8 protein-coding genes are annotated in these 13,794 nt (G+C 73.5%); 3 read left to right on the top strand and 5 right to left on the bottom strand.

All coding sequences use genetic code 11. From position 1 onward, the window contains the following. Positions 1-75: 75 nt before the first annotated feature. Positions 76-1,035: a helix-turn-helix domain-containing protein gene (locus tag ABC766_RS30660; RefSeq protein WP_345820286.1), complete on the top strand. Its 960-nt coding sequence runs from the start codon at positions 76-78 to the stop codon at positions 1,033-1,035. Positions 1,036-1,067: 32 nt separating this feature from the next. Here ABC766_RS30660 and ABC766_RS30655 read toward each other — a convergent pair whose 3' ends face one another. Beyond that, entirely contained in the window at positions 1,068-1,475 is a 408-nt protein-coding gene (locus ABC766_RS30655; protein ID WP_043347415.1) for a hypothetical protein, read from the bottom strand. Positions 1,476-1,810: 335 nt separating this feature from the next. Here ABC766_RS30655 and ABC766_RS30650 point away from each other — a divergent pair, with 335 nt between their 5' ends. Beyond that, the gene (locus tag ABC766_RS30650) at positions 1,811-2,986 is read left to right on the top strand and encodes a vWA domain-containing protein (protein ID WP_345820285.1); all 1,176 of its coding nucleotides are present in this window, start codon (positions 1,811-1,813) and stop codon (positions 2,984-2,986) included. Between the two features lie 204 nt (positions 2,987-3,190). On the opposite strand, the gene ABC766_RS30645 is transcribed toward ABC766_RS30650, so the two are convergent. Together ABC766_RS30645 and ABC766_RS30640 are read right to left on the bottom strand one after the other, a co-directional pair. Then, positions 3,191-3,511 carry a 2Fe-2S iron-sulfur cluster-binding protein gene (locus ABC766_RS30645; RefSeq protein WP_043347410.1) on the bottom strand — a complete coding sequence of 107 codons (321 nt, stop codon included), beginning with the start codon at positions 3,509-3,511 and terminating at the stop codon, positions 3,191-3,193. Between the two features lie 134 nt (positions 3,512-3,645). After that, positions 3,646-3,966, bottom strand: a complete 321-nt coding sequence (locus tag ABC766_RS30640) for an Hpt domain-containing protein (protein WP_043347408.1) — start codon at positions 3,964-3,966, stop codon at positions 3,646-3,648. Between the two features lie 290 nt (positions 3,967-4,256). On the opposite strand from ABC766_RS30640, the gene ABC766_RS30635 reads away from it, so the two are divergent. After that, complete coding sequence (locus ABC766_RS30635; protein ID WP_345820284.1) at positions 4,257-11,735, top strand: hypothetical protein; 7,479 nt, start codon at positions 4,257-4,259, stop codon at positions 11,733-11,735. 225 nt (positions 11,736-11,960) lie between these two features. Here ABC766_RS30635 and ABC766_RS30630 read toward each other — a convergent pair whose 3' ends face one another. Both ABC766_RS30630 and ABC766_RS30625 read right to left on the bottom strand, forming a co-directional pair. After that, positions 11,961-12,401 (bottom strand): DUF1489 domain-containing protein, encoded by a 441-nt coding sequence (locus tag ABC766_RS30630; protein WP_345820283.1) that lies wholly within the window; start codon positions 12,399-12,401, stop codon positions 11,961-11,963. A 148-nt stretch (positions 12,402-12,549) separates the two neighbouring features. After that, positions 12,550-13,677 (bottom strand): hypothetical protein, encoded by a 1,128-nt coding sequence (locus tag ABC766_RS30625; RefSeq protein WP_345820282.1) that lies wholly within the window; start codon positions 13,675-13,677, stop codon positions 12,550-12,552. Positions 13,678-13,794: the final 117 nt, after the last annotated feature.

Genomic DNA, 13,794 nt, shown 5'->3' with positions numbered 1-13,794 from the left:
GACGGCCGATTTCCGCGGGTCGGCGGTGATCGGGACATATCAGAATACGCGACCGTGCGGATGAATACGGAGGCGGTGCCGCTCCAGGCGCGTTTCGATTACTGGATTGAGGCATGCCGAACCATGTTCGGCAGTTTCGAGTTCGTGGATCTGGAGCGAAAGAACTTTCGCGCCGCGTTGAACACTCTGACCGTCGACAACCTCACGATCGCGCACTACGTCGGATCGCCCCACGCCATGGTCCGGACGCGGTCTCACATCCGATCGTCCGATAACGATTTCTATCTCGTCATCCTGGCGTCGGAGCGGACCTTCAATCTGGATCACGGCCAATACCATCGATCCAGTGCCGGCGGGATCTCGCTCCTGGACAACACCCAGCCCTTCCTGGGTGCCCATCCTGAAGGCTTGGACATCATCAATGTCTTCATCCCGCGGGCCGTGCTGGAGCTGGCGATGGGGCCGGCCCGGTGCCTGACGGGATTGTCGATCGACGCGACGCAGACCAGCTTTCCTATCATCGTCTCGTACCTGTCCGCGCTGATCAAGCACGGCGCGACCCTCGATCCGGCCTGCCAGGCGCGCGTGGCTGCGATTGCCGTTCAACTCATCGCGGCCGGCTTTGCGGAGAAAGTGGAGTCCGACGCGCCCCGGTCCCTGGGCGGCGCCGCGATCCTGAGCCGGGCGCGGGCTTTCATCATCGACCATATCGGCGTCGAGGGCCTGTCGATCAACGATGTCGCGGCCGCGCTCAATATCTCGGTCCGCCGGCTTCAGGAGGTGGCCAGCGCGGAGAATATCGCACTGATGGACTGGATGTGGGAGCGCCGTCTGCAATTGGCGCACGCGAAGCTGGCCGATCCGGTCAACGGCGTCGTGCCGGTCGGCCTGATCGCGTATCAATGCGGGTTCGCCAGCCAGGCGCACTTCTCCCGCCGCTTCAAGGAGCGCTTCGGGCAGACGCCGACGGAGTACAAGGTCGCGTCCGGACTGACGCGGGCGGCACGCGCCGCGGCGGCGGCCGGCATGGCCTGAAGCGGGCCGGTGCGCGCAAGCCGCCGATGCCGTCAGATCAGGGCGGGCTGCGCATCCTCGTGCTTGGGCCGCCGCGTCACGCGGCTGCGCGGCGCCGGCTCGAACCCGTCGGCGAAGCTGCACCGGTAGACCAGCTCGTCCGCGGGCCCGAGGCCGGTGACCAGGGGCACCGTCACGGTGTCGCCGGAGAAGCGCCAGCCGCGGGCGCCCTTGTCCCAGTAGAGCCAGACCGTGCCGGGATAGCCGCGCAGGGTGAAGACCGCCGCCTTGCGCGACAGGGCCTGCACCGCCCGAGGGGCATACATGCCCTTGTCGCGATACGCGTCCCGGGTCGCCTCCGGCTGGCGATCCATGAAGGTGTTGCGCACCAGCTGAATCGTCGCCCCCGGCTTCCCGAGAAACCGCTTGAATTCCGTCAGATTCCGCAGGATGACCGCCATCGCAGGTCTCCTCGCCCGTCCGGTCCGGACCGCGTCGCCGCGTCCGCACACACTCGATGCCCCGAGTTGAGCGATTCCCATGACCGATTGAGTGACCGGGCGAGGCTTGTCCGGGCACATATCAACAGATTCGACAACTTATACCCAGGTTATGAGTCCCATCGGCCCGGAGAGACTCGCTTCGGCCCGAGATCCGGCCGCGTCGACGGCGATGAATCTTGTCGACCATCGCCGAAGACTCGAAATCCGGCCCAGAAAGTCCTGCGCCGCCCGGCGCGGCCTTGGCCGATTCGCGCGGGCTTGACCCGGGCGCCCGGCTGGCGCGTTCTCCCGGGATGCTGCTGCGGTTCTTCACGGCCCTCCGGGACGCCAAGGTCCCCGTCTCCCTGAAGGAGTACCTCATCCTGCTCGGCGCCCTGGACCGGGGCCTCGCCGGGCACGATGTCGAGGCGTTCTACTTCCTGTCGCGCACGGCGCTCGTGAAGGACGAGGCGCATCTCGACCGGTTCGACCGGGTGTTCGGCACGGTGTTCAAGGGGCTTCAGACCCTCGGCGAGGCGGTCGAGCCCGCGGCGATCCCCGAGGAGTGGCTGCGCAAGCTCACCGAGAAGTACCTGACCGAGGCCGAGAAGGCGGAGTTGAAGGCGCTCGGCTGGGACACGCTGTTCGAGACCCTGAAGCAGCGGCTCGCCGAGCAGAAGGGGCGCCACCAGGGCGGCTCGAAATGGATCGGCACCGGCGGCACCTCGCCCTTCGGTGCCTACGGCTACAACCCCGAGGGGATCCGGATCGGCCAGGACGGGAACCGCAACTTCCGGGCGGTGAAGGTCTGGGACAAGCGGGAATTCAAGGATCTCGACGACGACCGCGAGATCGGCGCGCGCAACTTACGCCTCGCGCTCCGGCGCCTGCGCCGCTTCGCCCGGACGGGAGCGGCCGAGGAACTCGACCTCGACGGCACGATCCGGGCGAGCGCCCGCCAGGGCTATATCGACGTGAAGCTGCGGCCGGAGCGGCGCAACGCCGTGAAGGTGCTGCTGTTCCTCGATGTCGGCGGCTCGATGGACTGGCACATCGAGCAGGCGGAGGCGCTGTTCTCGGCGGCGCGCTCGGAGTTCAAGCACCTCGCGCATTACTACTTCCACAACTGCCCCTACGAGGCGGTCTGGACCGAGAACCGGCGGCGGCACGAGGCGCAGACGCCGCTGCTCGACGTGATCCGCACCTATGGCAGCGACTACCGGCTCGTCTTCGTGGGCGACGCCTCGATGAGCCCCTACGAGATCGCGACGCCGGGCGGCTCGGTGGAGCACTGGAACGCGGAGGCCGGCGCCGTCTGGATGCAGCGGCTCCTCGACCATTTCCCGAAGGCGGCGTGGCTGAACCCGGTGCCCGAGACGCACTGGGGCTACACCCAGTCGATCGGCATGATGCAGCGGCTGATCGCCGGCCGGATGTTCCCCCTCACCCTGGACGGGCTCGACGCGGCGGCCCGGGCGCTGGTGCGGTGAGGCTCGGTATGCCCCGGCTTCGTCGCGCCGATCCGCGGCCTCATCCTGAGGTGCCCGCGTCTGCTGGCCTCGAAGGCGGGCGCGAGGGATCGCGGCGCTGACTGGAGGGCTCCTGCGAGGCCTCCGGCGCCTCAGGATGAGGGTGCGGGGATCGGGACGCTCCGCGACATCGTGGCCCGGCCGGCTCCGCGATCGGAGGGCCTGTCAGCCCTGCTGGGACGGCGTCGTCACCACGAGTCCGTCGAGCGCCGGGGTGATCTTGATCTGGCAGGACAGGCGAGAATTCTCGCGGACGTCGCTGGCGAAGTCGAGCATGTCCTGCTCCATGTCCTGGGCCTTGCCGACCACCTCGATCCACGCGTCGGCGACGTAGACGTGGCAGGTGGCGCAGGCGCAGGCGCCGCCGCACTCCGCGTCGATGCCCGGCACGTTGTTGCGCAGAGCCGTCTCCATCACGGTCGCGCCGACGCTGCCTTCGACGGTCCGCTCCGTCCCGGCGTGGTCGACGTAGGTGATCTTGGGCATGCTGGGGGCTCCGGGCTCGCGTCGAGCGCACTCTGTCCGACGGGCGGCGTGCCTGCTTGGCGGCTGGAAACGCGGAATGCAAGCGCGGCATTAGACACCGGTCCCGGATCGATCGCCGCATTGCGGCGACCCCGTCAGGCCCGGGCCTCCGCGATCTCCGCCAGCGCCTGCGCGACCGCGTCCGCGAGGTCGTCGACCGGCACGGGCCCGGTGCCGTCCCGCAGGCGCGCCTCCGCGGCATCCGCCAGGGCCCGCACGCGCACGGCCCCGACGCCGGCGGCCGAGCCCTTCAGGGTATGGGCGAGGTCGGCGCGCGCGTCCCGCGGCACGGCCGGGTCGGCGAGGCGCGGCAGGATCGACCGGCACTGGCCGGCGAACAGATCCAGGACCTCACGGGCCAGCTCGGCGTCGCCACCGGTCTGGGCGTCCAGTTCCGCGGGGTCGATGGCCTGCATGCTCGGGCTCCCGGCATCCGGATTCGTCGGGGATTGCGGATCTGATCCACACAATTCACCCCCTGATTCGCCGGGTGGGGATCGCGCCGGACCCCTCCCCTGCGGCAGGATGGTGGACGCGGTGAGCGACGGGCGCGGTAACCATTCGGTTAACGTTTTCTGGGGCCAGTCGAGGGCTCGGGTATCGGCAGTCGCTGCCTGAGTTTAGTCTTGTAATGGTAAACGGGGCGTTGCGTCTCCGGCATCAGCCTTCCCCAAGGCGTCGGTGAACCCGTGTAACGAGGCGTTGAATGGCGACCGAGAAGAAGCTGAAGGACCCGGCCGAGGCCGCGCTCTCTGCGATCGAGCAGGCGCTGAACCTCGACGCCCTGACGCCGAACGGCACCGATGGCCGCGCCGAGCCGCGCCTGCCCGATGTGGGTGACGCCGAGCCGCTCCTCGACGGCGGCCTCGATGCCGCCGGGCGGACCATGCCGCCGCGCCTCGATCTCGACCCGCCGCTCGCCTCCGACCTGCCGCCGCCGGGCCTGGACCGCCCGCGCCGCGAGGGCGGGCTCCTGCCCCCCGACCGCTCGCTGGTGGCCAACGACGACCGGCGCAACATCGGCATCCTGCAGCAGACCCTGCGGGTGCGCTCCTCGCCCAAGCCCTACCTGCTCGCGCTCGCCGCCGGCGCCGTCTGGATCGGCGCCCTGGTGCTGATCGCGTGGTCGAAGTCCGAGGGCGACCTGCGCGCCGTCGTATCGGGGCTCTCCGCCCTGCAGGCGAGCGTCGGCGCCGCGGCGCTGTTCGGCCCGGTGGTGCTGTTCGTGATCGCCGCCATGCTGGCGGTGCGCGCCCAGGAGATGCGCCTCGTCGCCCGTGCGGTGGGCGAGGTCGCGGTGCGTCTGGCCGAGCCCGAGAGCTTCTCCACCGACGCGGTCCTGACCATGTCGCAGACCGTGCGCCGCGAGGTGGCGGCGGTGGGCGACGGCGTCGAGCGGGCGCTCGCCCGGGCCGGCGAGCTGGAGACCCTAGTCCGGGGCGAGATCGCCACCCTGGAGCGGGCCTATTCCGACAACGAGATCCGCATCCGCTCCCTCGTGGACGAGCTCGTGGCCCAGCGCGAAGCGATCGTCACCAACGCCGACCGGGTGCGCAGCGCCATTGCCGGCTCCCACCAGAGCCTGAGCCAGGACCTGGAAGGCGCCTCGGACCGGATCGTGTCGGCCGTGACCGGCGCGGGCGAGCGGGTGACCGGCGCCCTGGAGACCCGCGGCGCCGCGATCACCGCCTCCCTGGGCGAGGCCGGCGACCGGGTGGTCAACCTCATGACCGCCCGCGGCAGCGACCTCGTCGACACCCTCGCGGCCACCAGCCAGGAGGTGCGCGGCGCCATCCAGGAGGTCGGCGAGACCCTGACCCGCAGCTTCGAGGACCGCGCCGGCGCGGCGACCGGCGCCTTCCAGGCCGCCGGCACCACCCTGGCCGATCGCCTGTCCGAGAATGCCGGCGCCCTCACCCGGACCCTGGAGGAGACCGGCAGCCGCGTCAGCGACGCGCTGGAGCGTCAGGCCGGCACCGTGCGCGAGAGCTTCGAGCGGTCCGTGACGGGGCTGGAATCCGTCTTCCTGTCCCGGGGCTCGGAGCTGACCGAGCGCTTCGGCGCGATGGGCGCCGACATCACCGCCCGCTTCGCCGAGACCGGCTCGGCCCTCACCCAGGACATCGCCGGCCGCGGCCTCGCGCTGCGCGCCGAGATCGAGAGCGCCGGCCTGTCGGTCGCCGAGACGATCGAGGGCCGCGGGCGCGATGCCCAGGCTGCCCTGGCGCTGGCGGCCAGCGGCGCCGGCGAGACCCTGACGGCCCGTGCCGGCGCCGTGCGCGACGACCTCGTCGGCACCGCCGAGCGGATCGCCGAAGGGCTGGCGGAGCGCGGAAGCGCCCTCGCCGAGCGGATGGACGGCATCGCGGCGCGCCTCGACGAGACCGTGACGGTCCGGGCCGCAGACCTGGAGCACCGGGTCGCGGCCGCGGCCGAGCAGGCCGGCGGCAGCATCGCGCACCGGACCGAGACGGTGGCGGCGCGCCTGGAGGCCGCCTTCGCGGCCCTGGGCCAGGGCTTCGAGGCGGGGGCCTCCTCGGCGGTCCAATCCCTGCGGGGCACCGTCGAGAGCCTGTCGGGCGAGATCGACGGCCGCACCGCCGAGGCGGTCGCGGCGCTCCAGCGCGGGGCCGAGGCGGCCACCAGCGCCCTGCGCGGCACGACCGACGAGGCCACCGGCGCGGTCGAGGCCCGGACCCTGGAGGCCGTGCGGGTGTTCGAGCGCCGGGTCGCGGATTCCGCCACCACCCTGTCGGCGCGCACCGAGGAGGCCGCCGCGGCGCTGCGCGCCGCCGCCGATCAGGCCGGCCAGGCCGCCGAGACGCAGACGCGGGATGCCGCCGCCCGGCTCACCGCGGCCCTGGAGACCCTGCGCACCGCCTCCGGCGAGGTCACCGGCGCCGTGGAGGCCGAGACCGCGATCCTCACCGCCCGGTTCCGCGACGCCGCCGACCGCGCCGGCACGGAACTCGGCGAGCGCGGCACGGCCGCCGTCTCGGCCGTCCGCGCCGCGCTCGACGACCTCAACCGCGAACTCGCCGCCCGGACCGGCGACGCCACCGGCAGCCTCGCCGAGGCCGCCCGCGCGATCTCGGCCGACCTCGCCGCCCGGATCGGCGAGATGGAAGCGGCCTTCGGCGCGCATGGCCGCGGCGTCGCCGAGCTGCTCGCCAGCCATGCCGACGAGACCCAGGCCCGGATCAGCGGCACCGGCCGCGACATCGTGCTCGCCGTGGCGAGCCAGGGCGCCCGCATCGCCGACACTCTCAGCCAGACCGGTGCGAGCTTCGCCGAGACCGCCGACGGCCGGGTCCGGGCGATCGACGAGACGCTGGGCAGCCGCCTCGCCGCCCTGCAGGAGACCATCGCCCGCGGCGACATCCTGGCCGACCGGATCGGCCGCGACACCGCCGCCCTCGGCGAGACCGTCGGCGCCCGTCTGGAGGAGATGGACCGGCTCCTCACCGGCAAGGGCGAGGCCGTGGCCGAGACGATCACGGCCCGGGCCCGCGAGGCCGGCAGCCTGATCGAGACCCATCTCGGGGGCCTGGAGACGCGGTCCGCGGAGCGGGCCGCCGCGATCGCCGCCACCGTGGCCGACCTCGTCGGCCAGATCGACGGTCATCTCGGCAGCCGCACCAGCGCGGCGGACGAGGCGCTGCGCGCCCGGACCGACGAGATGGCGCGGGTCATGGCCGAGGGCCATCGCGGCCTGATGGAGATGCTGGAGGGCCGCACCAATGGCCTCGGCCAGGACATCGCCCGGCACACGGGCGAGATCGCCCGCCGGATCGAGGAGAGCGCCGGCCATTTCGACACCGGCGTCATCGGCCGCCTGCAGGCGATCGCCGAGACCCTGGACGAGCGTGCCCGCCTCGTGGACGAGAGCTTCGGCGTGCAGGCCTTCGAGGCGATCCGCCTCATCGAGGCGCGCACCCGCGCGGTGGACGAGGAGCTGGCCGGCCGGACCCGCGACCTCGTGGCGATGATCGCCGACCGGACCGGCGGCCTCGACGGCGCCATGGCCGAGCGCGTCCGCGCCCTCACGGGCACCATCGAGGAGGCCACCCGCGGCCTCGAGACCGCGCTGGCGAATCGTGCGGAGTCGATGGTCCGGCTGGTGGACGAGCGCACCGAGAGCGCCGACGCGGCTTTGACCGCCCGCACCGAGGCCGTGCACGCCGCCTTCGCCGAGCGCGCCGACCTCCTCGGCCGTCTCATCGACGAGCGCATCGCCGCCATGTCGGGCGAGCTCGACGAGAAGGGCCGCGCCGTGTTCGGGGCGATCGGCGGCCGGATCACCGAGCTGGCCCGTCTGCTCGACCGCGGCGGCACCTCCCTCGCCGAGCTGATCGACCAGCGCGGCGACAGCGTGCTCGCCAAGCTCCAGCAGACCATCGCGGATGCCGAGCGTATGCTCGATGCCGGCGAGGGCCGCCTGGGCCACACCCTGTCGAGCCGCACCGCCGACATCAGTGGCCTGCTCGACGAGGGCGTGCGCTCGGTCCACACCCTGCTGGACGACCGGACCAACCAGATCCGCGTCATGCTGGACGACCACGCCGGCACCCTGGCCGCCACCCTCGACGGCCGCATGGGCCCGATCCACGCCGCGCTGGACGGCCGCGGGCAGGCGCTGGTCACCGCCCTGGAGGGCGCGTTCGGCTCCGCCAGCGGCGCCCTGGACGAACGGACCCGCCAGCTCGGCAGCCTGTTCGACGAGCGGCTCGGCCATCTCGAGAGCCTGGTCGACGGCCGCGGCAACCGCCTCGCCGACACCCTCACCGCCCGGGCCCAGGCCCTGCGCACCCTGTTCGAGGAGGCCCAGGCGGCCCTCGACGGCGTGGTCGAGGGCGGCGGCGGCCGCTTCGCCGCCACGGTCGATGCCCGCATCCAATCCCTGCGCGCGGTGCTGGAGGAGGCGCCCGCCGCCGTCTCGGCGCTGGTCGAGACCCGCGAGCGCCAGCTCGCCGCCACCCTCGACGCGCGCACGCAGCGCCTGCAGACCCTCTTCGAGGAGGCTCAGGCCGGCCTGCGCGACCTCGTGGACGGACGCGGCCAGGACGTCGCCGACGCCATCGCGGCCCGGACCGAGGGCCTGCGCGCGACCCTCGACGCGGCACCCGCCCAGATGGCGGACCTGCTGGATTCCCGCCTCTCGGACCTTCAGGGCCTGTTCGAGCGGGCGCAAGGCGAGATCGACCGCCTCGTGGACAACCGCGGCCGCCAGATCGCCGGGACCATCGAGCACCGCACCCAGGCGCTCCAGGCGACCATCGAGGGGGTGAACCCGGCCATCGCCGGCCTGCTCGAGGAGCGCGAGAACCGGCTCGCCGAGACTCTCAAGGAGCGGACGGGCGAGCTGCAGACCCTGTTCGATCGGGTGCAGAACCGCCTCGGCGCGCTGGTCGAAGGTACCGGCCGCGACGTGTCCGAGCGGGTCGACGCGCGCATCGAGACCCTGCGGTCGACCTTCGAGCAGGCGCGCGCGTCCATCGAGGGGCTTCTGGAGGACCGCAGCCAGGCCCTGGTGGCGGCGGCCGAGGGCCGTACCGGCGCCCTCGTGGAGGTCTTCGACACCCGGCTGCGGGATCTCGACGGCGTCGTCGAAGGTCGCACCGGCGCCCTGGTTCAGACCTTCGACGCCCGGCTGCGCGACCTCGACGGCGTCGTCCGAGGCCGTACCGGCGCTCTGGTCGAGACCTTCGACACCCGGCTGCGCGATTTCGACGGCGTCGTCGAGGGTCGTACCGGCGCCCTGGTTGAGGCCTTCGACACCCGGCTGCGGGATCTCGACGGCATCGTCGAGGGCCGCACCGCGGCCCTGGCGCAGGCCGTGGAGGCGCAGAGCGAGGCCCTGGCCCGTGGCGTCGACGCCCGCGCCGATGCCTTCACCCAGCGCATCGACAGCCGCATGCGGCTGTTCGCGACCCTGGTGGCGCAGCGCGCCGATACCCTGGCCACCGCCTTCGACGACCGCCACGAGGCCTTCGCGGGCCTGATGGACGAGCGCACGGCGTCCCTGGTCGCCGCCCTCGACGAGCGGGCGCGGGCCCATGCCGAGCAGGTCGATGCCCACAACGCGGCGCTGGCCGAGACCCTCAGCCGCCGCGAGGCCGCGCTCGCCGGCCTGATCGACGCCCGCACCGAGGCCCTCGGGGCCGGGTTCGAGCGCCGTGCCACGGCGCTCGGCGCCCTGGTGGATGCCCGCGGCGAGGCCCTGTCCCGCCGCCTCGCCGAGAGCGCCGGGACCCTGGTGCGCGCCATCGAGGAGCGCGGCGGCGCGCTCGTCGCCAGCGTCGAGGGCAGCGGCCGCGCGGTCGGCGACAGCCTGGAGGGCCATGTCGAGCGCCTGCGCGGCGCCATCGACGGGCCGATGATGGACCTGTCCCGGGCGCTCGCGGACCGGGCCGAGGCGATCGAGCGGGCGCTCGCCGAGACCGGCGTGCCCCTGGCCGAGAGCCTGCGGGCGCGGACCGAGGAACTGGCCGTGCAGTCGCGGGCCTCGGCCGAGCTGCTGCGCGCCGCCGTCGAGGACGGCGCGGGCCGCACCCTCTCGGAGCTGTTCGAGACCAACGACCGGATGGGTCGCGAACTCGGCAGCCTGCTGCAGCGGATCGAGGCCGCCAACACCGCGCTCACCGACCTCGTGGCCGGGGCCGACACCAACCTCGGCGCGATCGAGCGGGGTCTCGCCGGCCGGATCGAGCAGGTCCAGGGGGCCCTGGAGCGCATCGCCGCCGAGACCGGTCGTGCCAGCGCCGGCGTCTCGGCCCAGGTCGAGGCCCTGCGCGGCGCCGCCGACGGGGCGCTCAGCGAGGCCTCGCGCCTCGCCGAGACCCTCGACGGCCGCGGCCGCTCCCTCGGCGAGCAGACCGCCGCGCACGTGGCGGCCCTCGACCGGGCCGCGGCCTCCCTGGCGGCCATCGAGGAACGCCTGGACTCGGCCCTGTCGGGCCGCGAGACCAAGCTCACCGAGGCGCTGGCCACCTTCGAGGCGCGGGCCGCCGCCCTGGAGCAGAACGGCAACGCCCTGGCGCAGACCATCGAGCAGACCCTGCGCGCCGCCGAGGAGCGGGCCCGCAGCGTCGGCGAGTCCCTGGCCCAGTCGGCCCAGGGCGCCGGGGCCTCGGTGACGAGCGCCTTCGCCGACCTGAAGGACAGCGCCAGCGCCGAGGGCGAGAAGGCCGCCCAGGGCGTCCGGCAGGTCATCGAGGAGGCGGCCCGCGAGATGCGCAGCGGCTTCCAGGAGGCCCAGGCCAGCTTCGGCGACTCCTTCTCGGCTCTGCGCGAGATGGCGGGCTCGATCCGCGGCGAACTCGACGCGACCCGCGCCGAACTCGCCAAGGGCGTCCTCGAGCTGCCGCGCGAGACGCAGGATGCCACCGGCGAGATGCGCCGGGTGGTGGCGGACCAGATCAAGGCGCTCAACGAGCTGTCGTCCCTGGTCTCCCGCTCCGGTCGCTCGGTCGACGTCGCCCAGCCGCAGGCCCAGCCCCAGCGCCGGGTCGCGGAAGGCGGGGGCCGCGCCGTCGCAGCCGCGTCCGCCGCGGCCCCCGCGGCCGCGCCTTCGGTCGCGCCTTCGGCCGCACCGGCGGCCTCCGCCGCCCCGGCGCTCCCGGCCCCCGCGGCGGCGCCGCGCGCCGCCACGGCCCGGATCGAGGCGCCCCGCCCCTCCGCGACCGCCCGCCCGGCACAGGCCGGCGACAAGCGCGGCTGGCTGTCCGACCTGCTGACCCGCGCCTCGCTGGACGACGACGAGGAGGAGGTGCCCGCCGTCGACGCGCCGGCGCCCGCACAGCCGGCCCGCCGGCCCGCGGTGGCGGCCGCCGAGACCGGGCGGATCGCCCTCGACACGATCTCGACCGACATCGCCAAGATGATCGAGCATCGGACCGCAGTCGACCTGTGGGAGCGGTATCGCCGGGGCGAGCCGAACCTGTTCGACCCGCGGATCTACACGCCGCAGGGCCGGGCGACCTTCGCGGAGATCCAGCGCCGGTACCGGTCGGATGCGGAGTTCCGCCGCAGCGTCGACCGCTACGTCAGCGAGTTCGAGCGCCTGCTCGGCGACGTGGTCAAGAACGACAGCGACGCCAAGCGCACCGATGCCTACCTGACCTCCGAGACCGGCAAGGTCTACACGATGCTGGCCCATGCCAGCGGGCGCTTCGACGGGGCGTAGGACGGATCCCGCCGGGGCCGAGATCGGCTCCGGCGGCTTGCAGGCCGGGGTAAGAGCTGTTCCACCCTCCCCCTCACCTGAGGGGTCCGCGGCAGCAGGCCTCGCAGGCCTCGCAGGGATGCAGGGATCGCGGCGCCGTCTGGAGGGCTTCCTTCGCGGCCACCGCCGTGCGCCGGCGCCTCAGGAGGGCGTGCGGGGGACTGAGCGGTGGGGGGCGCTACATCCTCACAGCAGGCCGAGGCCGACCAGCTCGCGCCGCAGGGCCTCGGGCATCTCGGCGAGGTCCCCCGACGCCTCGGCGCCGAGGTCGGCCGGCGCGTCGCGCGCCGTGAGGTAGCGCCAGCCCTGGAAGGGCCGGCAGGGCCGGGGCGCCACCGGGACGAGGCGCGGATCGAAGACCAACCGGCAGCGCGGGATGCCGTCCTCGCCGGTCAGCGGTTCGATCGCGGTGATCGCCTGCCGGCAGGACAGAGTCCCCCGGATCACCCAGTAGATCGAACCGCGCCCGGTGATCTCCCGGTGACGCTTGGGCAGGGTGCGGGTGACGTGGAACGGGGCCGCGGGCCGGCCTTCCCGGAGCGCCTCCTCCCGGAACCGGGCCTGCCGGGCCTCGAGGTCGGCGATGGTGGCGGGGCCGACGCAGAGCTTGATCAGGTGCAGGGCCACGGACGTGCTTGCTCGGGATTGCCGGGGGCGGCCCTGATAGCAGGGTCTGCGTCGGGACGCGCCTGCCGAACCGCCTCAGGCGGATACGGCGGCGCGGTCTTCCGTGCGCGCGGATGGCCGGGGCCGCGTCGGCCTCGCTCGGAAGCCGTCAGGCGAACAGGGCGAGCCGCTGCTCCGGCGTCAGCGCCGCGATCTCGGCGAAGCTCAGGGCCGGATCCTCCGGCGGCATGGCCGGCTCGGGGGCTGCCGCGACGGCCTCGCCCCAGGCCAGATCGGCCATATCCGCTCCGAGCGGGTCGTGGGGCTCCGGCGCGGCGTCGGGCTCCGGCGCGGCCTCGGCGAAGGTGCCGGTGTCAGGGGGCGAGACAGTCTCGGGCTCGTCGGCAAACCCGGGAACGGTGTCCAGGTCGGCAACCAGGTCGGCCACGCTATCGATCTCGTCGACCGGCGCCGCGACGGCCTCCGGCTCGGAATCCGCGACCCGCTCCGGTGCTTCCGCATCCGGCTCGGCCTCCGCCGAGACCGGGAGGAACACCAGATCCTCGTGGAGCGCCGGGCTGCCGGGGCGCGCCACGAGGGCGGCCACCGTGATGGCCGGTACGTCCATGGCGATGTAGCGGTCGACGTCGCTCTGGTTCAGATCGGCCGGCTCGCCGGCCGGCCGCGCGCTCCGGTGGGGCGGCACCCGCACCGCGTCCTCGCCCCAGATGGCGATCATCGCGGAGACCCGGTCCTCCAGGTAGCGCAGGGTGTAGACGATCCGGGCGGTGCGCTGCGCGGTCAGGTCCTGGAAGGAGCAGGCGGTGTAGATCGCGGTGGCGTGGCGGTCGAGGGCGTCGCAGGCCTGCGCGTCGGCCCCATGCTCGCGGAGGGTCCAGGCCGCCTCCTGGATCGACTCGGCGGCGCTGAGGATGTCGGAGGTGGCCTGCTCGGTCTCGCGCACGATGGCGTCGAGGGCGAGCGACGCCTGCGTCAGCCGGGTCTCGTCGCTGTTCGGGGCGTTGAGCGCCGCGATCTCGCCCTTGGTCCGGCTGATCGCGTCGGCCATGTCGAGAAGGTTGCCGCGCAGGTGGCCGAAAGCCTCCTGCCCGCGGTCGGCGGTGACGCTCCGCTCCAGCCGTGCGATCGCTCCGAGCAGCACCTCGGTTTCGGGGCCCCGGTTGCGCCGGGCGTACTCGGCGAGGAACCAGCGGCCGCGCTCGCTGGCGCTGATCGTCGCCTCGATCGCCTCGTACTCGGCCGACGCATGCGCGCTCGGAGTGACGGAACCGAACATGGGCCTCTCTGGACGCTGGCGGCGGGCGCGGTAGCGGCCCGCCCAGGTGCGCGCCAATCCCCGGGAATTTGACAGACTCCCTTTAACGGGCGCTTACGGACGGCCTACGCCCCCCGC

The sequence above is a fragment of the Methylobacterium fujisawaense genome (assembly GCF_039619325.1).
GTDB lineage: Bacteria > Pseudomonadota > Alphaproteobacteria > Rhizobiales > Beijerinckiaceae > Methylobacterium > Methylobacterium fujisawaense.
Note: the sequence above shows the minus strand (reverse complement) of the source record. Positions and strands in the feature narration are given on the sequence as shown.

Coding starts and splice junctions, on each gene's coding strand:
- ABC766_RS30655 (WP_043347415.1), bottom strand. CDS start 1,475: ATGGCGGTCATCCTGCGGAATCTGACGGAATTCAAGCGGTTTCTCGGG.
- ABC766_RS30650 (WP_345820285.1), top strand. CDS start 1,811: ATGCTGCTGCGGTTCTTCACGGCCCTCCGGGACGCCAAGGTCCCCGTC.
- ABC766_RS30645 (WP_043347410.1), bottom strand. CDS start 3,511: ATGCCCAAGATCACCTACGTCGACCACGCCGGGACGGAGCGGACCGTC.
- ABC766_RS30640 (WP_043347408.1), bottom strand. CDS start 3,966: ATGCAGGCCATCGACCCCGCGGAACTGGACGCCCAGACCGGTGGCGAC.
- ABC766_RS30635 (WP_345820284.1), top strand. CDS start 4,257: ATGGCGACCGAGAAGAAGCTGAAGGACCCGGCCGAGGCCGCGCTCTCT.
- ABC766_RS30625 (WP_345820282.1), bottom strand. CDS start 13,677: ATGTTCGGTTCCGTCACTCCGAGCGCGCATGCGTCGGCCGAGTACGAG.